The 24,376-nt window shown below is 49.0% G+C and carries 21 protein-coding genes and 1 riboswitch; of the genes, 6 read left to right on the forward strand and 15 right to left on the reverse strand.

Annotation, left to right across the window (positions count from 1 at the left end):
- The first annotated feature begins 3 nt into the window (after positions 1–3).
- Positions 4–810 (forward strand): slipin family protein, encoded by an 807-nt coding sequence (locus tag KDN34_RS04720; protein ID WP_407695792.1) that lies wholly within the window; start codon positions 4–6, stop codon positions 808–810.
- Positions 811–865: 55 nt separating this feature from the next.
- On the opposite strand, the gene KDN34_RS04725 is transcribed toward KDN34_RS04720, so the two are convergent.
- The 6 genes from KDN34_RS04725 to nadK all read right to left on the reverse strand — a co-directional run bounded on the left by KDN34_RS04725 (position 866) and on the right by nadK (position 9,847).
- Positions 866–1,435 (reverse strand): LutC/YkgG family protein, encoded by a 570-nt coding sequence (locus KDN34_RS04725; RefSeq protein ID WP_212595767.1) that lies wholly within the window; start codon positions 1,433–1,435, stop codon positions 866–868.
- Between the two features lies 1 nt (position 1,436).
- Positions 1,437–2,816: a lactate utilization protein B gene (locus KDN34_RS04730; RefSeq protein ID WP_212595768.1), complete on the reverse strand. Its 1,380-nt coding sequence runs from the start codon at positions 2,814–2,816 to the stop codon at positions 1,437–1,439.
- Between the two features lie 10 nt (positions 2,817–2,826).
- Complete coding sequence (locus KDN34_RS04735) at positions 2,827–3,570, reverse strand: (Fe-S)-binding protein (RefSeq protein ID WP_212595769.1); 744 nt, start codon at positions 3,568–3,570, stop codon at positions 2,827–2,829.
- A 290-nt stretch (positions 3,571–3,860) separates the two neighbouring features.
- Complete coding sequence (locus tag KDN34_RS04740) at positions 3,861–6,668, reverse strand: FAD-binding and (Fe-S)-binding domain-containing protein (RefSeq protein WP_212595770.1); 2,808 nt, start codon at positions 6,666–6,668, stop codon at positions 3,861–3,863.
- A gap of 81 nt (positions 6,669–6,749) precedes the next feature.
- Positions 6,750–8,390 (reverse strand): L-lactate permease, encoded by a 1,641-nt coding sequence (locus KDN34_RS04745; RefSeq protein ID WP_212595771.1) that lies wholly within the window; start codon positions 8,388–8,390, stop codon positions 6,750–6,752.
- Positions 8,391–8,965: 575 nt separating this feature from the next.
- On the reverse strand, positions 8,966–9,847 hold the full coding sequence (gene nadK / locus KDN34_RS04750) for an NAD(+) kinase (RefSeq protein ID WP_212595772.1): 882 nt from the start codon (positions 9,845–9,847) through the stop codon (positions 8,966–8,968).
- A 101-nt stretch (positions 9,848–9,948) separates the two neighbouring features.
- Between nadK and grpE the strand changes: the two genes are divergently transcribed.
- A complete protein-coding gene (grpE, locus tag KDN34_RS04755) occupies positions 9,949–10,563 on the forward strand; it encodes a nucleotide exchange factor GrpE (protein ID WP_212595773.1) in 615 nt (204 codons plus the stop codon).
- Positions 10,564–10,670: 107 nt separating this feature from the next.
- On the opposite strand, the gene KDN34_RS04760 is transcribed toward grpE, so the two are convergent.
- From KDN34_RS04760 to KDN34_RS04790, 7 genes are all read right to left on the reverse strand, one after another.
- Positions 10,671–12,383: a proline--tRNA ligase gene (locus KDN34_RS04760; protein ID WP_212595774.1), complete on the reverse strand. Its 1,713-nt coding sequence runs from the start codon at positions 12,381–12,383 to the stop codon at positions 10,671–10,673.
- A gap of 97 nt (positions 12,384–12,480) precedes the next feature.
- A complete protein-coding gene (locus tag KDN34_RS04765; RefSeq protein ID WP_212595775.1) occupies positions 12,481–13,137 on the reverse strand; it encodes an acyltransferase in 657 nt (218 codons plus the stop codon).
- Positions 13,124–13,870, reverse strand: coding sequence for a tRNA (N6-threonylcarbamoyladenosine(37)-N6)-methyltransferase TrmO (gene tsaA, locus KDN34_RS04770; protein ID WP_212595776.1), 747 nt, complete (start codon positions 13,868–13,870; stop codon positions 13,124–13,126). The genes KDN34_RS04765 and tsaA overlap by 14 nt, the downstream gene beginning before the upstream one ends.
- 10 nt (positions 13,871–13,880) lie before the next feature.
- Entirely contained in the window at positions 13,881–14,258 is a 378-nt protein-coding gene (gene rcsF, locus KDN34_RS04775; protein ID WP_212595777.1) for an Rcs stress response system protein RcsF, read from the reverse strand.
- 65 nt (positions 14,259–14,323) lie between these two features.
- Positions 14,324–14,884 carry a hypothetical protein gene (locus KDN34_RS04780; RefSeq protein WP_212595778.1) on the reverse strand — a complete coding sequence of 187 codons (561 nt, stop codon included), beginning with the start codon at positions 14,882–14,884 and terminating at the stop codon, positions 14,324–14,326.
- A gap of 74 nt (positions 14,885–14,958) precedes the next feature.
- Positions 14,959–15,153 (reverse strand): hypothetical protein, encoded by a 195-nt coding sequence (locus KDN34_RS04785; protein ID WP_212595779.1) that lies wholly within the window; start codon positions 15,151–15,153, stop codon positions 14,959–14,961.
- 713 nt (positions 15,154–15,866) lie between these two features.
- Positions 15,867–16,262, reverse strand: coding sequence for an H-NS histone family protein (locus KDN34_RS04790; protein ID WP_212595780.1), 396 nt, complete (start codon positions 16,260–16,262; stop codon positions 15,867–15,869).
- 320 nt (positions 16,263–16,582) lie between these two features.
- Between KDN34_RS04790 and KDN34_RS04795 the strand changes: the two genes are divergently transcribed.
- From KDN34_RS04795 to KDN34_RS04805, 3 genes are all read left to right on the forward strand, one after another.
- A complete protein-coding gene (locus KDN34_RS04795; protein WP_212595781.1) occupies positions 16,583–17,332 on the forward strand; it encodes an electron transfer flavoprotein subunit beta/FixA family protein in 750 nt (249 codons plus the stop codon).
- Between the two features lies 1 nt (position 17,333).
- Complete coding sequence (locus KDN34_RS04800) at positions 17,334–18,257, forward strand: electron transfer flavoprotein subunit alpha/FixB family protein (protein WP_212595782.1); 924 nt, start codon at positions 17,334–17,336, stop codon at positions 18,255–18,257.
- A gap of 82 nt (positions 18,258–18,339) precedes the next feature.
- Positions 18,340–18,532: riboswitch (Lysine riboswitch) on the forward strand.
- Between the two features lie 101 nt (positions 18,533–18,633).
- A complete protein-coding gene (locus tag KDN34_RS04805; protein WP_212595783.1) occupies positions 18,634–20,193 on the forward strand; it encodes a Na+/H+ antiporter NhaC family protein in 1,560 nt (519 codons plus the stop codon).
- Positions 20,194–20,264: 71 nt separating this feature from the next.
- On the opposite strand, the gene KDN34_RS04810 is transcribed toward KDN34_RS04805, so the two are convergent.
- On the reverse strand, positions 20,265–22,403 hold the full coding sequence (locus KDN34_RS04810; protein WP_212595784.1) for a M3 family metallopeptidase: 2,139 nt from the start codon (positions 22,401–22,403) through the stop codon (positions 20,265–20,267).
- A gap of 225 nt (positions 22,404–22,628) precedes the next feature.
- Between KDN34_RS04810 and KDN34_RS04815 the strand changes: the two genes are divergently transcribed.
- Complete coding sequence (locus tag KDN34_RS04815) at positions 22,629–23,207, forward strand: thymidine kinase (protein ID WP_212595785.1); 579 nt, start codon at positions 22,629–22,631, stop codon at positions 23,205–23,207.
- A gap of 49 nt (positions 23,208–23,256) precedes the next feature.
- Here the strand turns inward: KDN34_RS04815 and KDN34_RS04820 are convergent, their stop codons facing one another.
- Positions 23,257–24,372, reverse strand: coding sequence for an FUSC family protein (locus KDN34_RS04820; RefSeq protein WP_407695793.1), 1,116 nt, complete (start codon positions 24,370–24,372; stop codon positions 23,257–23,259).
- Positions 24,373–24,376: the final 4 nt, after the last annotated feature.

Here is a 24,376-nt window from a genome sequence, read left to right on the forward strand (position 1 = left end):
GAAATGATTTCCAGTATGAATATTTCCATTGCCGCGAGCTTACTGTTGGTATTGGCCTTGATTCTGTCGATGTTTCGCATTCTGCGGGAATATGAACGAGGCGTAGTTTTTCTGTTAGGGCGCTTTTATAAGGTAAAAGGCCCCGGATTGATCATTCTGATCCCCGTGGTGCAGCAGATGGTCAGAGTGGATTTGCGTACCGTGGTAATGGATGTGCCGTCACAGGATGTGATCAGCCGTGATAACGTGTCGGTACGGGTTAATGCGGTGCTGTATTTCCGCGTAGTGGACCCGCAGAAGGCGATTATCAATGTGGAAGATTTTCTCGATGCGACCAGTCAGCTGGCACAGACAACCTTGCGTTCGGTTCTCGGTCAGCATGAACTGGACGAAATGTTGGCCAACCGCGATATGCTCAATGCCGATATTCAGCAGATCCTGGATGCCCATACCGATATCTGGGGCATTAAGGTAGCGAATGTTGAGATCAAACATGTGGATCTCAATGAGACCATGATCCGCGCTATTGCCAGACAGGCAGAGGCGGAACGTGAACGGCGCGCTAAGGTGATTCATGCCTTAGGTGAAAAAGAAGCCTCGCAGAAGCTGGTGGAAGCCGCTCACACCCTTTCTGAAGAACCTAATGCGTTATTACTGCGCTATATGCAAACGTTGACGGAAGTCGCCGGGGAAAATACCAAAACCATTGTGTTTCCCTTGCCGATGGAGTTGCTAACCGGCTTAAGCAAGCATTGGTCACAGTTACAGCAAGTGATTAAACAGCAAACCGACGAGACTAATAAACAGTAAATTAACCCAATGAAAAAGCCGCATCACTGCGGCTTTTCATATCGGTAACTGAAGATTAAATCAGATACACATTCAAAGTGCAGGCCCCATGGGCACCGATAACCAGTGCTTGTTCGATATCAGCAGTCTTTGATGGCCCAGCAATGAACACACCAAAACCGGTATTATCCAGACTGATTTTCGCCAGCGCCTGGTGCATGTTAGCCACAACATCTTCGGCTTTTAGCACCAGCATCAGGTTTTCGCAAATGAACGGTGCGATGCGGATCCCGGCCAGATCTTCGGTTACCCAGATGGAACCATTTTCGGCAACACCTAATTGCCCGGAGATCACCGCGTAGTTGATATCTTTCAGCGCATGCGGATCGCTTGGCACCTCACGGTTACCGGCCACGGCATCTACGCGCGAAATCACCTGCTTGCCTTCCGCTACCAGGCTTGCTACCTGAGACTGTAACGCCTCCATGGCGTTATCTTTGATCAGTGTGCCACCACAGGCTTTGAGGCTGGCTTCATATTGGCCTATCAAATCATCCAGACGCGGCGCAATCTCAATTGCAGGCATTGGATGTTCAGGCAGGGCGACAGACTTAAGTGCTGCCAGCATTTCGGCTTTACTGGACATGTTATTTGCTCCTGTTCTTCTTGTACCAAGCCTCAAAACTGGAGGCGGGCGCTTTTGGCAGCTCACGGTATTTACCCCAAGCCCCGGCAAATGGCTTGAGCAGACTGCCCGGCAGATAACGCAGACTGAAACGGGCCACACTCATGGCACAGTTCAACAAGGTCGGGCTGGACATCACTTTGCCCACCATTGGCATATAGCCAGCTTTGCCATAAGGCAGTTTGCCCGCTTCTGCTTTGAGACGCCGTTGATAAGCGATAATGTTGTGCAGCGGTACCTTGGTCGGGCAGACATAGGTACAGGAACCACACAGGGTACAAGCCCATGGAATAGTGTTGGTGTCATCGTGTTTTGAACCAACGGCGATACCGATCGGGCCAGGAATAAAGTAGTTGTAGCTGTAACCACCACTGCGACGGTAAACAGGACAGGTATTCATACACCCACCACAGCGGATGCACTTCAGGCTTTCTGCCAGCAGTTTATCCTGCAGCATTTCGCTACGGCCGTTATCCACGATGATGATGTGCATTTCACCACCAGGTTTGGGACCGTGGTAGAAGCTGCTATAGGTAGTGATCAACTGTCCGATGGCATTACGCGCCAGTGTGCGCAGCAATACAGATGCTGCGGCCTTGTTCGGGATCAGTTTATCAATCCCCATGGAGTGCAATGTCAGTTTCGGCAGATTGCAGCCCATGTCGGCGTTACCTTCGTTGGTACACACCACGATGGCGCCTTCTTCAGCAATCCCCATGTTTACCCCGGTCATACCGGCATCCGCCGTCAGAAATTGCTCACGCAGATGGGCACGCGCTGCACGGGTCAGATAGGTCGGGTCACTGGCACCGGCTTCGGTACCAATTTTTTCGTGGAACAGCTGACCCACTTCCTCTTTTTTCAGGTGAATTGCCGGCACCACAATATGTGATGGTGGCTGCTTGTTGAGCTGAATAATACGTTCACCGAGGTCGGTGTCGATAACTTCAATCCCTTTACTTTCCAGATAAGGGTTGAGGTGACATTCTTCTGTCAGCATCGACTTGGATTTCACCAGTTTTTTCACCTGGTGCTGGCTGAGGATCTCATGGACGATGCGGTTGTGTTCATCACCGTCTTTGGCCCAGTGAACGATAATGCCATTCTTCTGGCAGTTGGCTTCAAACTGCTCCAAATACTGGGGCAGGTGGGTCAGCGTGTGCAGTTTGATTTCTGAACCCAGAGTACGCAGCTCTTCCCATTCCGGGACCGCAGCGGCGGCGCGATCGCGTTTCTGGCGCAGTAACCACAATGCTTTGGAGTGCCAGTCTACCCGGGCTTCGTCTTTGCAAAAAATATCGGCCTTGTCGGCGTGGCCAGCGCTGGTTTGTGCTTGTGACATCACGTGGCTCCTAGATGGCGTCGTTGAGGATCTGCGCCAGATGGCGGATTTCAATCGGCAGTTTGCGACGACGGACTAATCCATCCAGGTGCATCAGACAGGATGGGTCAAATCCGACAATATATTCGGCGCCAGTATTTGCGTGTGCCTGGGCTTTATCATTGCCCATCTTGGCCGATACTGCGCCTTCATCCATGGCAAACGTACCGCCAAAACCACAGCATTCATCACGAGGTTCTGGATAGAGGATCTCGACGCCTGGCACTTTTTCCAGCAATGCCGCCATCTTGTTAAAGCCGGGTTTCATGCTTTCGCTCGCGTTAGCCAGTTCCAACATACGCAGACCGTGGCAGGATAACTGCAGGCTGACTTTATGTGGGAATGGGCGTGGGAAGCTAGCTACCGGAGCCACATCATGTAAAAATTCGGTTAGCTCATAGAGCTTATCGATAACAGCCTTGGCTTCAGGGCTGTTGTCATATTCGTGGAAGTTTTCCTTGGCGGCCACCAGGCAGGAGGCAGCTGGGCAGACAATGGCGTCACACTCGACACCTTTGAACGCATTGAGCAACTTCATCACGGTACTGCGCGCTTCGTCAAAGCAACCTGAGTTGGTCATTGGCTGACCACAGCAGGTTTGCCCTTCTGGCAGTATCACGTCATGCCCCAGTTTTTCCAGCAACTCCGTTGTGGCAATCGCTACCTGTGGTAGCAGCTGATTGACCAGACAAGGGATAAATAAAGCTATCTTCATGGCGTTTCCTTAGTGCTTTTATCAACTTTGCTCACATTCGGACAGGTGGCAGTGTGGGTCACTGCTTCAGCTTATGTTGATTGTCGAATGTGCTTGCGAATATATACCTTAGCTCAACAGAGCGACAGTACCTATTCAGTAAATGATGATTTATATTTTTTCAAAAATGAAAAAATATAAATATTTGATTATTATTATTTTATTTTTATATTTCCGTTGGATTTTTACCACGAAATTTTTTTACATCGCATAAATGAAAAAGGGGAGTAATCACTCCCCTTGGTTATCAATTATCCGCGACTGCATTCTTCCAGCAGATATGCCAGATGACGATATGGCACACCACTATGGTGACTTAATCCCACCTCACACATGCGGTTGGCATAGTAACCTTCGTGTACTTCCGCTGGCAGCAACTTCTTAATGTTACGCAGCGCAGTTTCATTGATTTCCGGCTTATACAGACCTTTCTCGCCGGCATAACCACAGCAATCAATGCCCGCTGGTCGGACAATATGTTCAGCACAGGCCGCGGTAATCGCTTCCATCTTAGGTTCGATGTGCATCTTACGGGCAGAACAGCCCAGATGCAGCGCCACATTAGCTTTTTTAGTCAGCTTCAGCTTCGGCATCACTTCATCATGGAGGAAGTCCACCAGATCCAGGATCTTGAAGTCTGGGTTGCCAGTCAGCGTGCGGTAGGTACATGACAGCGCATCAATCACAATCGGGATTTCACCGTTGTTGGAGATCTGGCGCAGCACTTCAATCAGCTCATCACGTTTACCGTTAGCATTTTTGAAATCACCTTTGGATTCCCACATCTGACCACAGCACAGGCTACGAGTCTTTGGTGGGGTGATGATGTTGTAACCGGCACGCTCCAGCAGGGTGACAACGACATCCGGTAAAGTGCGATCATCTGGGTCTACCGGTGTCGGGCCAAAGGTACGGCCACCACAGGCTGCGAAGTAAACCACAGTAGGCTGGCCTGGTTTTGGTGTCGATGGCTGAGGCAGATTGCCGCCTTTCGGAAAGTCAGGGTTCCAGTATGGCACTTCAGCAGAAATCGCCCGACCAGCTTTCATCATGCCGTTAGTGATGCTGTCGCCAGTCACTTTATGAATGATGTTGAGAATATTGAAGCCACTACTCAAGGCGGTGTTCACTGCGCCCCAGTGTTTTGCCTGGAAATCCAGCACTTTCTGCTGCGTAGTGGTGATGTATGGCGTACGCAGTTTACGTACCAGTTGTCCCATGCTGTTATCTACTGGACAAGCGATAGTACACAACTGACAGGCGGCACAAGTATCTACCACATCATATTTGGCAGCGGCACGCATTTGCTCTGCAGCGGCTTTGTCACCAATCTCTTCAAGACGGGCAATTTCACGCAGGGTGGCGATACGTTGACGTGGTGTCAGGTTTAACGCTGAAGTTGGACAGGTCTTTTCACAGAAACCACATTCAATACAACGGTCTACAAAATCATCAACCACTGGGCATGGCTTAATGTTTTTGACGTGTACCTGTTTGTCATCATTGAGGATAACACCAGGGTTCAGCAGGCCTTGTGGATCGAAGATCTGCTTGATGCTCTTCATCAGCGTATAAGCTTCATGACCCCATTCCAGCTCTACAAAGGGGGCTACCGCACGGCCAGTACCGTGTTCTGCTTTCATTGAGCCGTCGTATTTATTGATCACCATGTCAGCGACGGCATCCATGAAGTCATGGAAGCGAGTGATATCTTCTTCAGAATGGAATGTCGGGGTGATGATGAAGTGGAAGTTACCGGCCAATGCGTGACCGTAAATAACTCCTTCATGATATCCAAACTTGTGGAACAGTGCGGTCAGGTCATGCGCACAACTGGCCAGATGTTCGACTTCTACCGCGATGTCTTCGATGATGACTGAAGTGCCTTTTGGACGCGCACCACCGATGATAGGGAACAAGCCGGAACGCATTGCCCAATATTTGCCATAGACTGCCGGATCGGTACTGAAGGTAATTGGGCGTTCAGTCTCAATGTGTGACAGCTTTTGAATAACATCCTGGGTGTATTTTTCCAGGGTTTCCTGGTCGTTGGCACGGGATTCAATCAACAGAATCGCTGCGCCTTCAGGCAGTTCACTCAACCAGTCAGGCATCCCCGGTTTGCCGGTAACCGCTTTAATTGAGGCCCAGTCCAGCAGTTCGCCCGCGGCGACACTTTCACCCTGAATGGGAGGGATTGCGCGGGAAGCGTCTTCCATATTGAAGAATACTGCCAGCGCTGAGGCTTTAAATTTAGCTTCGTCTACCGTGTGGTACGTCACTTCGTTTACGAAGGCCAGAGTTCCTTCGGCACCCACCAATACGTGATTGATGATGTCAAATGGGTCTTCAAAATCCACCAACGAGTTCAGGCTGTAACCTGTGGTGTTTTTGATGGCATATTTTTTACGGATGCGAGCAGCCAGCGTTTCGTTAGCACGCGCCATCTCGCCAAGATTCTTCAACGATTCCAGTAATTCGCCATGAGATTGGCGGAAGGCTTCTTTTGAAGCTTCGGAGCCCGTATCTAATTCAGTGCCATCGGCCAAAACCAGTTTCACTGAAGCGATGGTCTGATAGCTGTTCTGGGCAGTACCACAGCACATGCCTGAGGCGTTGTTGGAGACAATACCGCCAACCATTGCCGAGGCCAGTGTTGCCGGGTCTGGACCGATTTTTTTATTCAAGGGCTTCAGTGCCGCGTTCGCATCGGAGCCGATGACCGCCGCGCCCAGTGTTACTTTGTTGGAGTCAGCACTGATATCAATCGTGCGGAAGCCATCAAAACCCAACATCAACAAGATGCCTTCGCCAATCGCTTGACCAGAAAGGCTGGTACCGGCTGCACGGAAAGTGACCGGCGCTTTATGCTTTCGTGCCACTTCTAAGGTCTTCTTCACATCATCCAGCGTTTCAGCATGAACAACCACTTCCGGCACAATGCGGAAATAACTGGCGTCAGTCGACCAGGCAAAACGTCGCACCGGATCATTGCTAACGGCGCGTTCCCCCAGCAACTGGCGCAGACTTTCAGTTACAGCTTGATAATTGATTGACATAAGACATCTCTTTTGAACATTAGCCACATAAGTTGGCAGGGGCTACATCGGCCCCTGCTTCCAGTCTGTTATAAGTTACGTTTAGTAACCGCCCCATACAAAGGCGATGGTCCCAGCCAGCAGCGCATAGCCCAGCGCTACCGGCATAGTTTTACGAATAATTTCTGATTCGCGGCCAGCCATCCCTACTACAGTCGCAGCAGCAACCACGTTCATAACACACATCATGTTACCAGCGTTTGCGCCCATACCCTGCAACGCAAGGATAAGAGTGTGATTGCCGTTGATATTTTCAGCAACACTGTACTGTAAACCAGAGAACATCATGTTAGAGAAGGTGGCACTGCCTGACAGGAAGGCCCCGAAGATCCCCACGATTGGTGCTATCCATTCCCAGACCGAACCAAGACTGCTACCCAGCAGGTTAGCCAGCGCAACTGGCATAGAAGACAGGCCAGCTTCGTTGGCACCAGAGTTCAGGAAGATCTTCACCATCGGTACTGATGCACCCAGAGAGATGATGGTTGGGATCATGGATTTACAAGAAACGGTGACTGAGTTCTTGATGGCCTCACTGTTCATGCGGAACAGGAAAAAGCCCAAGATACAAACAGCAACGAAGAAGGCACCCGGAGCATACAGCGTAGCAAAACTGGCTTTCAGACTGGTGCCCATGATGCCGGTGATGCTGATGTTAAAGCTGGCTAACCAGGCTTTCAGCGGTGCAACTGTACGTGATAACACCAACAATGCAGCCATAATCAAGTAAGGAGTCCAGGCAGCAAGTTGGCTGAAGTGGGCTTCAGCATGTGCCACTGTCGCACCTTCTTCATTTTCTGCAAAGTCATGCCATGGTTGTTTCGGCAGTAACCAGCCTTTACGGGCAACTGGGATCACCAATGCCATACCCACCAACGCACCGATAACGGATGGGAATTCTGGGCCGGCGAAGTAGTTGATTAACCAGGCAGGTACGGTAAATGCGAAACCTGCAAACAGGGCAAATTTCCAGATTGCCAAGCCTTCTTTAAAGGACTTCTTACGGCCGAAGAAGCCGGTAAGAATGGACACCATAATCAAGGGGATGATTGAACCGCAAATCAGGTCCATGGTGATCATATGATTGGCAATGAACTGAGCGTAGCCAGTGTAATGACCGCCGTGTTGGGCAATCTGGCTAGCAGCCATGCTAGTACCACCTTGCATCAATCCTTGTTCCATACCGAACAGTACTGGCAGACCGATAGCCCCAAAGGACACGCAGACGGAGTCAGCAATCAATGCCACAACGGCAGCGGCCACTGGCGGGATACCCAATAATACCAGCAGTGGTGCAGCAATAGCGGCAGGTGTCCCAAAGCCGGCAGAACCCTCAATGAAAGAACCGAACAACCAGCAGATGATGATCACCTGTACCCGCGCATCAGCACTGATATTAGTGAAACCAGCCCTGATGGTGTCCATGGCGCCAGAGTATTTCAAGGTGTTCAGCAGAAATACCGCACCAAAGATGATGGTCAGCGGTGTGATCGCTGCCAACAGGCCTTCAACGACTGATGCAGTCAGCAGATGAGTATCCATGTGCCAGATAAACACTGCAGCCAGACCGGTAATCACCATAGAGATCGGCATCGCCTTGGATGCGGGCATACGTAATAACACCAGGAACAGCATTACGCTGATGACTGGACTCAGACTTGCGAGGAGTTGCAGAAAGGTCATGTTTGCCTCTTATTTTCATGTTGCTTGTAGTTGTCATTATTCCGGTCCAAGCCCCCAACGGATCTCGGCCAGTTTTTTTATATGTGGATAATCTTTGTCAATTTGCTCAGCTTAAACATGATCTAGATCATCATGAGAAGGCTGAAGGCCGTCATTTTGCGGCTATGAGAGGTTGCGCAGGAAAGACATTGTATTAATTGTGATTAATATCACAAGTTTTTTTAACAGATAATTCTGTAAGGGAATGAGGTTTTGATTGATTATGTGGCATTTCTATTTATAGGCATTATTTCATCTGTTTTTGAAAGTTGTTGATCTGATTTTTTCACCATTGATTAAAACTTAGGATTTGTTTAGCTATTTCTAATGTGGAGTAGATCACATTAGAAATAGCTAAATATGTACAAAACATAAGCAAATACAAATGTAGCTTAAAAAACAGGTGGTTAAAAAGTGATTCAGGCGGGTTGGTCAGGTAAAGTTGGTGTAGCACTATAATTTCTCTCAAAATCAAATTATGAAAGAAAGTATCAAAAGTGTTATCAATCGTCAGATTTTCTGTTAGAAAACTTTCGTTAAAATAGCTTGCTGCCCCAACCTAATTTGTGTCGAAGCACGTGAAAATAGTTGTAACCTTTCGGATGGATTAGCTTCAATTGTTCGCTGGTATTGCGACGAATGATGATTTCATCACCCGGCATGACCGCCAGCGTTACGTGGCCATCACAACCCACCTCCAGTGTTTCGCCATTATCAGGAGAAACCACTAGCTTGATGGTACTTTTGGCATCGACCACAATCGGTCGGCAGGAGAGGGTATGTGGGAACATCGGCACCAAGATCAGTGCCTCAAGATTAGGGGTCAGAATGGCACCGCCAGCAGAGAGTGCATAAGCGGTTGACCCCGTAGGTGTAGAGACAATCATGCCATCTGCGCGTTGGCTGTACATGAACTGATCGTCAATATACACCTCATATTCAATCATATGGGCAATTTTGCCAGGATGCAGTACCGCCTCGTTCACTGCGGTGTTAGACGCTTTCAGTTCGCCATGACGGTGAACTTCCGCTTCCAACAGAAACCGGTGCTCAGTTTCATATTCGCCTTTGAGGACCTTTGACAGTGATTCCTCAAAAGCATCTGGTGGTAAGTCAGTGAGAAATCCCAGATGACCGCGATTGACACCGATGACGCCAATATCATATTTCGCCAGCACCCGTGCAGCACCAAGCATGTTGCCATCACCACCAACGACAATGGCTAAATCACAACGTTCGCCGATTTCCAGTAGGTCGACGGCTTCAACTCCTTGGCCTAACTCCGTGGCAACCCGCTCTTCTACCAACACTTGATGGTGCCGAGCCTGCAACCAGTGCATCAAACGCTTTAATGTTTGAGTAGTGCCCTGATGGTGTGGTTTACCAATCAAGCCGATTGTGTGAAATTCTGCGGTCATACTTTTTAGAACCCAAGGGTTGAAACGGCGCAATTGATCCCCATAATATGCGCAGAGCATGCAGAAACAAAGCATTTAAGGCATTTTTAGCTGGAGTGAAAATGAGCAAAGAGTCACATAACGCAGAGCAGGAGCAGGTGGAAAACGTTGCCGCTGCACAGAGCAATAGCACGGAACAAACTGCAGGTGCCAGTGCCATCGATGAACTGACCCAGGCCAATTTCCGTATTGAAGAGCTGGAAAAGGCGTTAGCTGAAGTTCAGGCAAAAGTCCTCGAGCAGCAAGACTCAGTGGTACGTGCCGCTGCCGAAGTGGACAATATCCGTCGTCGTGCGGCATTGGATGTGGAAAAGGCCCATAAGTTTGCTCTGGAGAAGTTCGTTAACGAATTACTGCCAGTCATCGACAACATGGAACGTGCCTTGGTGGGCGCTGATAAAGCCGATGAGACCATGAAGGCGATGTTTGAAGGGGTGGAGCTAACCCAGAAAACCCTGTTGGCTGCCGTGGAAAAATTTGGTGTGAAGCAGGTTGATCCGTTAGGACAGCCATTTAACCCCGAGCAGCATCAGGCCATCGGTATGCAGCCAAGTTCCGAGTATCCTGCTAACAGTGTGATGTTGGTAATGCAGAAAGGTTACATGCTGAATGAGCGTCTGTTGCGCCCAGCGATGGTAATGGTGTCTCAGGGCGGTGGGGTTAATACCCAAGCTTGATTTGAAGTTACCCATAAAAAAACGCAGCGTTGCTGCGTTTTTTTATGGGCGTAACCGGCCGACTGTTTTTGACCGAGTACCCTGTCAGACAAGGTACTCAATTCAAGTTAAACGGTGGCGTTTTTGATGAAGTCGACAATCTCTGCCATCGGGATTTCTTGTTTTTCCCCGGTACGGCGGTTCTTGTATTCAAACACCCCGGCATCAATGTTACGGTCACCAATCACAATGGCGTGAGGGATCCCCAGCAGTTCCATATCAGCAAACATCACACCAGGACGTTCTTTACGATCATCAAACAGCACTTCGATACCCGCGGCTTGCAGATCTTTATAAAGCTGTTCCGCAATATCGGTAACGCGATGAGACTTGTGCATATTCATTGGCAGAATGCCTACTTTGAACGGCGCAATCGCATCTGGCCAGATAATGCCGCGATCATCATGATTCTGTTCAATTGCAGCGGCCACGATACGACTGACGCCGACACCATAACAACCCATTAGCATGATTTGCGCCTTGCCGTTTTCATCCAGCACGCTCGCATTCATCGCTTGTGAATAACGAGTACCTAACTGGAAGATATGGCCCACTTCAATACCACGGGCGAAGGCATAAACGCCCTTACCGTCTGGAGTGGTTTCACCTTCAACCACATTACGGATATCAAATGCCTGTGGCAGTGCGACATCGCGTTCCCAGTTGATGTTGAAATAGTGCTTACCATCGACATTCGCGCCTGCGCCAAAATCACTCATCACCGCAACCGCATGGTCAATATACAGCGGCATTTTCAGGCCAACTGGGCCTAGCGAACCCGGACCGGCACCAATGGCGGCGCGAATTTCTGCTTCAGTGGCAAATTCCAGCGGTGCCAGCACGCCTGGCAGCTTGCTGGCTTTGACTTCGTTCAGCTCGTGATCGCCACGTACCATCACTGCAACCAATGGCGTGTCTTCGCTGTCGCCGCGAACAATCAGTGTTTTAGCGGTTTTTTCGATGGCAAGACCAAACTGACTGACAAGTTCGTCAATGGTTTTGGCATCGGGGGTATCTACCAATTGCATGACCGCAGTGGCTGCCGCGCGAGTGGTGGTTGGCATTGGTGACTCAGCTTTCTCAATATTGGCGGCGTAATCGCTGCCAGTGGAGTAGGCGATCAAGTCTTCACCACTCTGGGCCAGCACATGGAACTCATGGGACATGCTGCCACCGATAGAACCGGTATCAGCCAGTACCGGGCGAAATTCCAGTCCCATACGTGACATGATGTTGCAATAAGCGGTGTACATGGCGTGATAGGTATCATCCATGGTCTGCTGATCCAGATGGAAAGAGTAGGCATCTTTCATCAGGAACTCACGCGCACGCATCACACCGAAACGTGGGCGCACTTCATCGCGGAATTTGGTCTGGATCTGGAACAGGGTCAGCGGTAACTGTTTGTATGAGCTGATCTCTTTGCGGATCAGGTCAGTGATCACTTCTTCGTGAGTTGGCCCCAATACGAAATCGCGGTTATTGCGATCAACAAAGCGCAGCAGTTCCGGACCAAACTTGTCCCAACGACCACTTTCTACCCACAGATCGCCTGGCTGTACCATTGGCATCAGGATTTCGATGGCTCCAGCTTTTTCCATCTCTTCGCGCACGATGGCTTCCACTTTGCGTAGAACACGCAAACCAGATGGCAACCAGCTGTATAGACCGGAAGCATTGCGACGGATCATCCCGGCGCGCAGCATAAGTTGATGACTAACCACTTCTGCGTTGGCAGGAGTTTCCTTTTGAGTTGATAGCAGGTATTGGCTGATTCGCATTTACCCAGGACCCCATGAAATTGAATGGGCGACATTTTATCACCTGCTTTGATGATGTCACGCTACCACTGCGGGGAAATCCACAATTTTATGCTGGTCAGTCCGATGGCAAATCGATATTACTGCCAGAGAGCGGCTTTTCCCGCCGATCACCAATGATAACGGCCGGATTACCCGCAACAATTGCCCATGCTGGCACATCCTTAGTCACAATGGCACCCATGCCGATAACGGCACCATCACCAATCGTCACGCCATCGACAATTCCCACTTGCGCACCAATCCATACGTCACAGCCGATAACAATGCCTCGGGATTGGCTACTTTGACGATACACCGGCATATCCGGTGCCATACCGTGATTGAACGCATAGATGGTGACATTATTGGCGATGCGGGTCTGGTTTCCGATGATAATGCCTTTGCCACCGCCATCCATTGAGCAACTGTGGTTGATACTGACTTCATCGCCTAGGGTGATGGGCCCATGGAGAAAGCAGTTGGCGGCAATCATGCATTGTCTGCCGATGGTGATCGCGCGGCCGGGTTCAGCAAACAGCGCCGCCTCAGGCGCGATAAAACAGTTGTCGCCAATAGTGATGGTTTCCAGTTCCGAGAGTTGTTGCTGGACTTGTTGTTGCCAGGGGGTTGCCCACAGCAGGTGTTTAGGTTTTAAGCGATACCAAAGCCAAGGCATCCACGACAGCCGCTTTTTGTGCTGCTCTTGTAACGCTTCAGCACTAGGCGTCGGCATCGCGTTGCTGCTCTTGTCGTTGTGAGGGGGCCGGTTGCAGCTCCACCACTTCAATACCGGATGGGGTGGCGTACCAGAAGATGTCCAGATCGTATAACGCCACCTGATAACGTTTAGGGTCATCTTTCGCCTTTTTGTAGGCGGGGCGAGGATCCTGCGCCAGCACCGCTATTATCAGTTGCTTAAGGCCGGGATACTGTGCGCTGATCTTAGCAATCTGTGCCTCTGCGGCATCGGTAAAACCGACATCTACCTGTTCCGGGGCTCGCTGGGCAATACCACCAAGTGCATCAGGAATAGCATCGGAAAATGGAATGTAGGGTTTGATATCGATAACCGGTGTGCCGTCCAGCAGATCCATACCCGAAATCTCCAATACCACTTTGCCTTTTTGCTGATGGACTGTGTGCAGTTTCACTACCGACTGACCGATACCATTGGGGCGGAAGGTCGAGCGAGTGGCAAATACCCCGAGTTTTTCATTGCCACCCAGCCTTGGCGGGCGCACCGTGGTTTTCCAGCCTTGAGCCAGATTTTCGTGGAAACAAAACAACAGCCAGAGATGGGAATATTGTTCCAGTCCTCTTACTGCATCAATGTGGTTGTATGGGGGAACGAGCTCGACATAGCCGCGGACAAAATCCACCAGTCCTGGCTGTCTGGGGATGCCGAACTTCTGTTTATAAGGCGTTCGGCATACAGCAACGGCTTCAATTCGGTTTTCAAATTGCATAAAGGAAAGATCAGTTCTTCTGGTGCAGACGGATAGCTTGTCCTACACAAATGGCACTGCTATAGCAGCCTTTGCCGGGTTCTTTTAGCTCAGTGCAACTTTTGATAATCAGGCCGTTGGCCTTGATATCAGCGGCCTTACGGCGAGCATCCGTGCGGGCATCCGCTAAACTGACGGGCGCGCCATTTTCTTCCATCTGGCAAGCATTACCCTCTACCATGCCCAGCGTGTCATAAGGCACTGTCGGTTGAGTATGATCAAACAGCTGCACTTCAGAAGGCTTAAAATATTCTTTAAATGCCTTGCGATCGAGATTGGAGTTAAAACTGTAGTCGCTGCCACAGGCGCAAATAATTGCAGCGAGTGGAATAATAACCAGTTGTTTCATGGTCGGACCTTATGAATAGAGGGGCGGATTACGCCCTGCGACAAAGCAGAACGCTTATGTCAATTCTATCGCTTGAGATACATTTGATAAAGCTGACGATAACGATAATTCAGATCAATCTGATGCCCATCTATATATATTACTTCAATTTTACGGGGCATTGGGTCGAGAACATCGCCATCGCTGACTACCAGACTGACATCATAGCCCTCAGTCATGGCATCATGCCCGGTGGCACCAACTAACTCGCATCGTCGGTTATGGCTTTTAGGGCTGCTTCCGGTGTTAAAACCCCTTGAGACAGTCTGTGCGGCTGAGGGCTGGTTGCGGCTGTCCCCGTCATCGCTAAGATCAATAACAAAGGGAATACCGACTTCTTTCCGTAGTTCCGCCACCTTGAATGCCTGACCAATCGGTTCATCGGCTCGCTCAGGCTGCGACCAGCGCTGGACTTTTTGGAGCGCTCGTTCCCGGTGGTGCAGTTGCGATAAGGATACATTGGCAGCCGAGGACTCATCTCTGACCTCTGGCGCTGCAGGAAAATTTAATTGCAATCCCCGTTGTGGTCGATAGCTTGCCAGTGCGTTGATGCGTGCAAATTCCTGCACCGATCCTAATAGCTGCATAGCCGGGTTTTGTCGCTTAATAACTGCGCTGCTCTTAATTTATTGTTAAGAATGCCACCATTAAATATTACCGCTTATGCTCTTATATTATTTAACTGTTTAAGTGCGATATTAACTGCTGCGGCTGGAATGTCTTCTGAGTAATCCTTGGCTTTGGTAACGCGGTCATTATACCAACGGGCAACACTAACCGCCTGGCACATAAGGGCGATAACGCCCATTAAAGCCGTCGGATAATCCTGAGCCGATTTACCTTTATTAAAGGCCATAAATTGCTTAGTTCGGGATTTATATACCACCTCATTTACGTTTTATCTGCCAGTGATAAAGACTCTGCTGCACCCTGAAATATTCCATCTAAGTAAGCACTTTGTACGGCAGTAAAGCCATTCTTTATGCTCTTTTATCGGGATATATCTGAGAAATCCATTCCTTTTCTGTGTGATTAGTGCCAATTAGCTGCATTACCTTCGATAGGTTTTATTTTATATATCGGCGGCGAAAATGTGTTTAGCTTTTGCGTTTGTACAAGCGCCTATTCTGCATAGTGGTCAATAAATTTTGGGTAAATTCGATAACCGGATAGATTAATTTCATAGCCATTTATCGGGATGTCATTTCCTGCAACGATTTTGATAAATTTATTATTTTCTATTAGCCGGATGGCATCATGCAGTGCACTGGCTGACTACCGCAACAGGGCAGATAGCTTAACGCGGTTATCCGCTGAGTTGTCATTGAGTTGGCGGGGTTTAGCCTGAGAGGCCATATAGGCTAGGGCGCAAAGCGTCACAGTGAACATCTGCAGTTCATCAATGGAATGACCTTTTTAAGTGAATATGACAGCAGTACTGTTATTGCGCAAACGATGTAAAAAACAATGACTAATTGTAAGTATTATAAATATATAATGTTTTATTAAAGTACGTGCATTAGATATAAAAAAACCCCGATTAGCGGGGCTTTTAAATACTTGGCGCTATTAGTCGATGAGAAAATCATCCATTGAGCGACCTTTTTCAACTTCAGTTTTAAAGACAGTTGGCATACGGCCTTGACCGGTCCAAGTAATAGTTTCGCCAGCAACTTCAATTTTATACTTTGCCGGACGCGGTGCACGTTTTTTAGTCGGTTTAACTGCAGTTACAACACCTAAATCTTCAACAGAAAGACCAACGGATTCCATCTGCTGACGGATTTCTTCAATTTTAGCCAGACGATCTGCCTGAGCTTTGGCTTCTTCAGCAGCTTCTTCTTCGCGTTCAGTTACGATTTTTTCCAGTTTACTGGCAAGATCACGTAGTTCTTCAACGCTAAGATCTTTAACCGCTGCCTTAAAACGACGTGCGTGAGTCAATATTTCAAGAAATTCGCTCATATTTATTTTGATTCCACTTCTTATAAAACTTGGGATTTAAAAAGACACCATTGCGAATAATAGAAACATTATTTAAATGGATCAAATGAAATTCTGTTAATTGGCGATTTTTTTTAATTCCCATATTTTTTAGACTTAAATTCAGCACGTATTTTTCAGCGATTAGAAATTACCTTCAATAAATTGAAAATAAAACACCTGTTTAAATTATATTGACGTGAACGTAAACGTAGCATAGAGTTGCTGCAAACAGGAGGCACCCTGACGGGAACTCCGGTATTATCAAAACATTTGTTACGAGTGCAGCGAAGGACGTTCCTATGAAAGTAATGGTACCCGTAAAACGTGTGGTAGATGCCAACGTTAACATTCGAGTCAATGCCGAGCATACAGCGGTAGACACCGCCAATGTTAAAATGGCGCTCAATCCTTTTTGTGAAATTGCCGTAGAAGAAGCGGTCCGTCTTAAAGAAGCCGGAAAAGCCGACGAAGTGTTGGTTGTGAGTATCGGTCCCAAAGTGGCTCAAGAACAATTACGTACCGCAATGGCTTTGGGGGCTGACCGCGCTATTTTGGTTGAAACTGATGAAGTGTTATCACCTTTATCCGTCGCTAAAGTGCTCCAGGCAGTACAGTTACGGGAACAGGCAGACCTTATTTTGCTGGGCAAGCAGTCCATTGATGGTGATAACAATCAGACTGGTCAGATGCTGGCGGCTTTACTGGATGTGCCGCAGGCCACCTTTGCTTCAGAACTCCATGTCGATGGTGGACAACTGACCGTGAACCGTGAAATTGATGGTGGCGTACAAACATTGACATTACCGCTGCCCGCCATAGTGACCGCCGATTTGCGTCTCAATGAGCCACGCTATGCATCGCTGCCAAATATTATGAAAGCCAAACGGAAACCATTGGACACCGTTACTGCCGCTGAACTGGGCGTAACACTAAAACAACACCAGCAGATACTGTCAGTGACTCCGCCTGCTGAACGCAAAGCTGGGGTGATGGTGTCCTCTGTCGAGGAACTGGTAGATAAGCTGAAACATGAAGCAAAGGTGATCTGAGATGACCGTATTAGTAATTGCCGAACATGATAATGTCAGCCTGAAAGCTGAGACTGCCAAGGTGGTGGCTGCCGCCATAAATCTGGCTGATGAAATTGAAGTATTGGTTGCCGGCAGTGATTGCGCGACGGTCGTCGATACGGCGGCCAAATTGCACGGTGTTAAGCGGGTATTAGTCGCAGATAATGCGGTTTATCAAGCACACTTTGCGGATAATCTGGCCAAGCTGGTCGCCAATATTGCCGTTGGGCATAGCCATGTGTTGGCGGCGGCCTCTTCGGCAGGCAAAGATCTGTTACCTCGAGTCGCAGCATTGCTGGATGTCGCGATGGTGTCCGAAATCATTAAAGTTGTTGATGCTGATACTTTCGTGCGCCCGATATATGCAGGTAATGCGTTGGAAACCGTGAAAAGCCTAGATGCGGTGAAGGTTGCGACTGTTCGCGTCAGTGCTTTTGATGCCATAACCAGCGACGCAAATGCCGATGTAGTGGTAATCGATCAGGTGGTGGCATCTGTGTGCCATGAGTTATCCCATACCATGGCGGTATCCGAACGACCAGAACTTGGTAATGCCAGAGTCGTCATCTCCGGTGGTCGTGCGCTGGGAAGTGCCGAAAATTTTGCTATGTTAGAAACGCTTGCCGATAAACTCGGTGGTGCAGTGGGGGCTTCTCGTGCTGCCGTGGACGCGGGTTATATCAGCAATGATCTACAGGTCGGACAAACCGGTAAGATTGTCGCTCCTGAACTGTATATTGCGGTTGGAATTTCCGGGGCTATTCAGCACTTGGCGGGTATGAAGGACTCGAAAGTTATTGTCGCCATCAACAAGGATCCACAAGCGCCAATTTTCGAGGTTGCGGATTATGGTCTGGAGGCTGACTTGTTTGAGGCGTTGCCAAGATTGGCAGAGTTGATTTAATTCAATATCTGCGTCAGGATAGGCAGCAACGGGCAGCACCCTTGCTGCCTTTTTTATTATCTGCCTCACGCCTGCTGGCGATCTGAGAAGTAGAGGCGCACCTGATATAAGTAACGGCAAGCTGGGTGATACCGTTTAATGTGCCGCGAAAGGATCCGGTGCCGAAACAGCTGGAACGATCAATTCCGCTGTTGGGGCTGTTCCCGAATAGGGGCAGCACTGCCATGGTAGGCTAGCAATAGTCGAATTAACTGCCGTGGAGCGCTACTGAAAAGACGTCGATCATCTATGATCGGCCAGGTATTCAACACAGTACAGTAATGTCTGTGACCTACCTTTTTGTGCCTCCCGCCGGTCACACAAGAATATATTAAAAATGACAGTACTCAGTTATGCCGATTCGGCACTTTCTCTTTTGCCCCCTGTGGTGGCAATCATCCTGGCGATCATGACGCGTAAGGTGTTGTTATCGCTTGGCGTTGGTATTCTTATTGGTACGCTTTTACTGAATCAATGGTCAGTGACTGACTCTGCTATTTATCTCAGTGACAAGGTGTCTGGCTTATTCTGGAGCGATGGTGCACCGAATAGCTGGAACCTGTATATCTTAGGTTTTCTGATTGTGCTGGGAATGATCACGGCGCTGATCACCGTCAGTGGTTCTGCCCGTGCTTTCGCAAACTGGGCTAAACAGCACATTCGCAAACGCCGCGACGCTAAGTTACTCACGATGTTTCTCGGATGTGTGGTGTTTATTGATGATTACTTCAATAGTCTGGTGGTTGGCAGTATCTGCAAACCGCTGACTGACCGTTATTATATTTCCCGGGCTAAATTGGCCTATTTGCTGGATTCGACAGCAGCACCGGTATGTGTGATCTCCCCGGTATCCAGTTGGGGGGCTTATATCATCGCGTTGATTGGTGGCATTCTGACGACGCATGGTGTGACTTCGATGGGACATCTAACCGCTTTTGTCGAGATGATCCCGATGAATTTCTATCCTTTATTTGCATTGTTGCTGTTGTTGTTTGTGGCGATGTTTGAGTTGGATGTTGGTCCGATGCGACGCCATGAACTCAGTGCGCGCAAGGGCCAACTCTATGATGAAGCCAAAGGCGTGCCTCCTGGCGCCACCGCGGAACTGGCAGAAGCCGAAACCGGTAAAGTGGGCGGTTTGTTTATTCCAATTTCGGTACTGGTTGTTGCTACGCTGTATTTTATGATTGCCAGCGGTGCCGATGTGCTCTCAAGCGAAGGCAAACCTTTTTCGGTGATTGGTGCCTTTGAAAAAACCGACGTGAGTTCGTCATTGTTTTTTGGTGCCTTGCTTGGTTTGTTCACCACCTTGGTATTAGCGGTGCGACAGAAACTGTCATTTAAAGAAATCGCTCTGGGCATATATGTGGGGGCTAAGTCGATGCTGCCAGCGATCTATATTCTGCTGTTCGCATGGACAATTTCCGGCATTATCGGTCAGTTGGAAACCGGTAAATTTATGGCGAGTCTGGCGGGCGGTAATATTCCGTTTGCGCTGCTGCCAGCGGTATTGTTTGTGCTGGCTGGGTTTACGGCTTTTGCTACCGGCACCAGTTGGGGCACCTTTGGCATTATGTTGCCCATCGCGGCAGATATGGCGATGGGAACGCATCAGGGGATGATGTTGCCAATGATGGCAGCCGTATTGTCAGGTTCGGTATTTGGCGATCATTGCTCACCCATTTCAGACACGACCATTTTGTCTTCTACCGGCGCGAGCTGCCACCATATTGACCATGTTATGACGCAATTGCCTTATGCATTATTAGTCGCCGTTATCTCGCTGGGTGGTTATCTGGTGATGGGCTATACCGAGTCGGTCGCATTGGGCTTGTTATCTTGTTTAGTGTTATTTTTTATTGGGTTGTTCTGGTTCCGCTTAAAATCCGATAACTAGTCATACCGCATAAAAAAACGCAGCGACTGCTGCGTTTTTTATCGCGATAACTGCTCAATGCTAACCATTGATTACATCAATCCCCGGCGTTTCAACAGTCCATCGGTGGTGGGTTGTTGCCCGCGGAAATTCTCATAAGCTTCCATTGGTGGCACGCTGTTGCCAACTTCACGAATTGCCTTACGGAACTTCATGCCGATATCACGATTGAGTCCCCCTTGTGTCTGCACATAAGCAAAGGCATCTGCCGCGAGGATCTCACTCCACATATAGGCGTAATAACTGGCGCTGTAGCCGCCTGGGAATGAATGCGCAAAATAGCTGGAACGATAACGTGGTGGTACTGCTGCTAAATTCACCCCATGTTTTGCCAATGCTTTAGCTTCAAACTGTTCAACATTTTGCAGGGGCGCATCTGCACTCAGGCTATGCCATTCCAGATCCAGTAACGCAGCGGACATATACTCAAGCGTATCAAAGCCCATGTTGAAGCTACGGGAGCGCAATAGTTTGTCCAGCATATCTTTCGGCAGCGGCTCACCAGTCTGATAGTGCTTGGCATAGTTGGCTAACACCTGCGGATGACCGGCCCAATCTTCTTCAAAGGTGGATGGAAACTCGACAAAGTCTCTTGAAACAGCGGTACCAGAGAGGCTAGGGTAGGTGACGTTAGAAAACATGCCATGGGTGCCATGACCAAGTTCATGGAACATAGTGGTGACCTGGTCATAACTGACAAACGTTGGTTCGCCATCAGGTGCTTTCTGGATATTCATGACATTGACCACCACTGGTTTTTGCCCCAGTAGCGTGCTTTGCCGGACAAAAGAACTCATCCAGGCCCCGCCACGTTTGCCTTCTCGGGCAAAATAGTCACCGTAGAATATCGCCAAGCTAGTGCCATCAGCATCAAACACTTCCCAGGCTTTTACATCTGGATGATATACCGGCAGATCGGGTCTTGGTTTAAACGTCACGCCGTAAAGTTGATTAAGGGTGTAGAATACGCCGTCCTGCAGTACCCGATTGAATTCAAAATAGGGTTTCAGGCTGTTCTCATCCAAGTCGTATTGCTGTTGTCGCACTTTTTCAGCGTAATAAGCCCAATCCCACGGCTGCAGAGTGAAGTTGCCGCCGGTCTTGGTGATCATCGCCTGAATGGCGTTAGCTTCTTGCTGCGTATTTGCCACCACCGCTGGCACCATCGAGCCAAACATCTCAAATACTGCTTGTGGCGTTTTCGCCATTTGTGGTGCCAAACGATAGCTGGCCCAATTATCAAATCCGAGCAATTGCGCTTTTTCGGCGCGCAGTTGGGCCAAACGAGCAACCAGCGATACCGTTTCATCTGCGCCGCTGAGCCCTCGGTTCGCCGATGCCTGCCAGATTTTCTGACGCAGTTCGCGGTTATGCAGTTGTGCCAACACCGGTTGTCGCGTGGTATTAGTGATATTCAGCAGGTATTTACCTTCATGGCCTGCGTCTTTGGCATCTTTGGCGGCATTGCGGATGGCGGAATCAGACAAACCATCAAGTTGCGCCACATCATCTATCACCACGGCGCTAGCTTTGGTAAGTCTTAGCAGTCGCTGCTGGAATTCGTTGGTAAGCTTGGACTGTTCTTCATTGAGGACTCGAATTTGCACTTTCTGTGCTTCACTCAACTGTGCGCCGGCCAAGACAAAGCGCTGGTGATAGTCTTCAATGAGCCTTATCTGCTCGGCATTCAGCCCCAACTGTTGCCGTTGTTGATAGAGCTTATCAATACGGGCGAATAGTGTAGGATTAAGGTTGATATTGTCGGTGTGTGCCGCCATTTTGGGCGCCATTTCGCTCTGAATACGACGGATTTCTGGGGTACTGTTGGAACCGCTCAGATTGTAAAAAACAGCAGAAACGCGACCCAGGAGTGCACCTGATTTTTCCAGTGCCACAATGGTGTTGTCAAAGGTAGGCAGTGCTTCCTGATTGGCAATCGTCTGGACTTCTCTGTCATGCGCGGCAATCCCAGCTTCCAACGCGGGCTGAAAGTGCTGCGTGTGGATCTGGCTGAAATCTGGGGCTTGATACTGCAATACGCTGGGGGTAAAGAAGGGATTCTGCTGCACGGCGTCAGTGACTACTGCAACCTGCGATTTATTGTCATGACCGACACAGCCGGTCAGTAACAAGGCTTGTCCCAGTGCCAATGCTAAAAGAGTTTTGTGCATATTATACGGTTCCATTGTCGTTAGCAGATGAACGCTGCACGCTAACAATCACGACTTAATCCAAACTGAAACACTCGGTTTTGAAGGCGTTACCTCGGACTGAAATTGTAACAATTTGATTAACTTTATCCCGTGGCATATGCGCTCAGACACAGTGCTGGGCGCTGATTTTTGGGTGTAAACAGGGTAATATGAGCCTCATCCAATACTCAGGGAGCAGCGGTTTTGGCTCAGCTTTACTTTTACTATTCGGCGATGAATGCCGGGAAATCCACTTCTTTACTGCAATCCTCATATAACTATCGTGAGCGTGGTATGAACACCTTGGTGATGACCCCGGCGATTGATAATCGCTTCGGTACCGGCAAGGTGGCATCTCGTATTGGTCTGGAAAGTGATGCACTGATATTTCATGGTGATGACGACCTGGTGAAAATTATTGAGTCTGAGCACCAGCAAACGTTTATTCACTGTGTGCTGGTGGATGAGTCCCAATTTTTAAGCAAAGAACAGGTTAAGCAGTTAGCTTATGTCGTCGATAAGCTCGATATTCCCGTGCTGTGTTATGGCCTGCGTACTGACTTTCAGGGAGAACTTTTCAGTGGCAGTCAGTATTTGCTCGCATGGGCCGACAAACTGGTAGAGCTTAAAACTATCTGTTTCTGTGGGCGCAAAGCCAATATGGTGGTGCGCCGTGATAGTGAAGGTCATCCGGTAAGAGAAGGGGTGCAGGTTGCGATTGGTGGCAATGAAAGTTATGAATCTGTGTGCCGTAAACACTTCCGCGAACTGATTTGGGACTGATGATTTCAACTAGCCATTAAGCCGTTACCCATTAACGGCTTAACTGTGCTTATTCACCGATGATGTTCGCTAACAGTAGCTTCTGATTAGCATAAGCTTGTTCCAGTTTATCCAGCTCGTTATCAATCGCCAATAATGCCAACGCCAGCTGATAGATAAGCCAGCTATAGCCGCTATATGCAAAGTGTTGATAGTCTGCCTGCGTACTATCGGTAGCAATAGTGCCATGTTGGGCTGACAACAGCTGTTGTTGTAGTTGTTGTTCAAGTCCTGCCGGTAGTTTCGGGCGCTCATTGGTTTTGCTATTTACGTAGTCTGCCAGTGCGGCAAAGTCTTGCTGCAGATGAACGGCAATCTGTTTGATACGGCTGTATGCTTCATTCTCTTCCTCGCTCCAATGAGTCATCAGCAGCAGTTCCAGTAAGGTAATTACCCGTACTTGTTCGTTTGCCAATTCCGTGAGGATTTGAGGGTGTTTTTTCAGCGTCTGACTTTCCCACTCTAAGGAGAACAGCAGCTTCTTCTGGGCGAGTACCGCTTTCATGGCATTTTCCAGTTTGCTGCGTTCGGCCGGTAATTCAGAATCAGAGCTGGCCTTGACATGGTTGTCCAGCACGCTCGCCATCAGGGAGAATGATTTACCTAACTGGGCGCGCCAGTCCTGCTTGGCTTTAATCGGCAGCACAAACAGCGAAACCAGCACCGCGATAACGCATCCGATAAGGATGTTGGCACTGCGCCACAATGCTTCAGAGGTATCGTGATTGGCGTCGCCAATCACAATGATCATGGTAAAACCGGTCACCAGATAGGCGTAGCTGTATCGCCCGGCGTTGAGCAAAACCACCACACACACACCAAGGATCAGTAACCCCATCAGGTTCCAGTAACTGTCGATCGCGACCACCAGAAACACCCCATAGGCCGAGCCTATCAAGGTCCCAATGGCACGTTGTAAGGATTTTTCGATGGCACCACCGACCTGTGGCAGACCCATCATAATGATCACAATGGTTACCATGGCCCAAATGAAGTGCGGCACTGGTTTGATCCAGTTTCCCAGGGCAACGATAGACAGAGCTAACGCAATTTTCAGCGTGTGGATAATGCGGGCGTGGCGATAAATGAAACTGGCAAAAACGCTGGGTTTTTCGAATAAGGGGATCATT

Origin of the sequence: Shewanella yunxiaonensis (assembly GCF_018223345.1) — a bacterium.
Classification (GTDB): Bacteria; Pseudomonadota; Gammaproteobacteria; order Enterobacterales; family Shewanellaceae; genus Shewanella; species Shewanella yunxiaonensis.

Excerpts from the sequence above, each read along its gene's own strand:
- KDN34_RS04760 (WP_212595774.1), bottom strand. The coding sequence starts at position 12,383 with ATGCGAATCAGCCAATACCTGCTATCAACTCAAAAGGAAACTCCTGCC.
- nadK (WP_212595772.1), bottom strand. The coding sequence starts at position 9,847 with ATGACCGCAGAATTTCACACAATCGGCTTGATTGGTAAACCACACCAT.
- grpE (WP_212595773.1), top strand. The coding sequence starts at position 9,949 with ATGAGCAAAGAGTCACATAACGCAGAGCAGGAGCAGGTGGAAAACGTT.
- KDN34_RS04780 (WP_212595778.1), bottom strand. The coding sequence starts at position 14,884 with ATGCAGCTATTAGGATCGGTGCAGGAATTTGCACGCATCAACGCACTG.
- KDN34_RS04795 (WP_212595781.1), top strand. The coding sequence starts at position 16,583 with ATGAAAGTAATGGTACCCGTAAAACGTGTGGTAGATGCCAACGTTAAC.
- rcsF (WP_212595777.1), bottom strand. The coding sequence starts at position 14,258 with ATGAAACAACTGGTTATTATTCCACTCGCTGCAATTATTTGCGCCTGT.
- KDN34_RS04765 (WP_212595775.1), bottom strand. The coding sequence starts at position 13,137 with ATGCCGACGCCTAGTGCTGAAGCGTTACAAGAGCAGCACAAAAAGCGG.
- KDN34_RS04790 (WP_212595780.1), bottom strand. The coding sequence starts at position 16,262 with ATGAGCGAATTTCTTGAAATATTGACTCACGCACGTCGTTTTAAGGCA.
- KDN34_RS04810 (WP_212595784.1), bottom strand. The coding sequence starts at position 22,403 with ATGCACAAAACTCTTTTAGCATTGGCACTGGGACAAGCCTTGTTACTG.
- KDN34_RS04730 (WP_212595768.1), bottom strand. The coding sequence starts at position 2,816 with ATGTCACAAGCACAAACCAGCGCTGGCCACGCCGACAAGGCCGATATT.
- KDN34_RS04725 (WP_212595767.1), bottom strand. The coding sequence starts at position 1,435 with ATGTCCAGTAAAGCCGAAATGCTGGCAGCACTTAAGTCTGTCGCCCTG.
- KDN34_RS04785 (WP_212595779.1), bottom strand. The coding sequence starts at position 15,153 with ATGGCCTTTAATAAAGGTAAATCGGCTCAGGATTATCCGACGGCTTTA.
- tsaA (WP_212595776.1), bottom strand. The coding sequence starts at position 13,870 with ATGCAATTTGAAAACCGAATTGAAGCCGTTGCTGTATGCCGAACGCCT.
- KDN34_RS04720 (WP_407695792.1), top strand. The coding sequence starts at position 4 with ATGATTTCCAGTATGAATATTTCCATTGCCGCGAGCTTACTGTTGGTA.
- KDN34_RS04800 (WP_212595782.1), top strand. The coding sequence starts at position 17,334 with ATGACCGTATTAGTAATTGCCGAACATGATAATGTCAGCCTGAAAGCT.
- KDN34_RS04740 (WP_212595770.1), bottom strand. The coding sequence starts at position 6,668 with ATGTCAATCAATTATCAAGCTGTAACTGAAAGTCTGCGCCAGTTGCTG.
- KDN34_RS04745 (WP_212595771.1), bottom strand. The coding sequence starts at position 8,390 with ATGACCTTTCTGCAACTCCTCGCAAGTCTGAGTCCAGTCATCAGCGTA.
- KDN34_RS04805 (WP_212595783.1), top strand. The coding sequence starts at position 18,634 with ATGACAGTACTCAGTTATGCCGATTCGGCACTTTCTCTTTTGCCCCCT.
- KDN34_RS04735 (WP_212595769.1), bottom strand. The coding sequence starts at position 3,570 with ATGAAGATAGCTTTATTTATCCCTTGTCTGGTCAATCAGCTGCTACCA.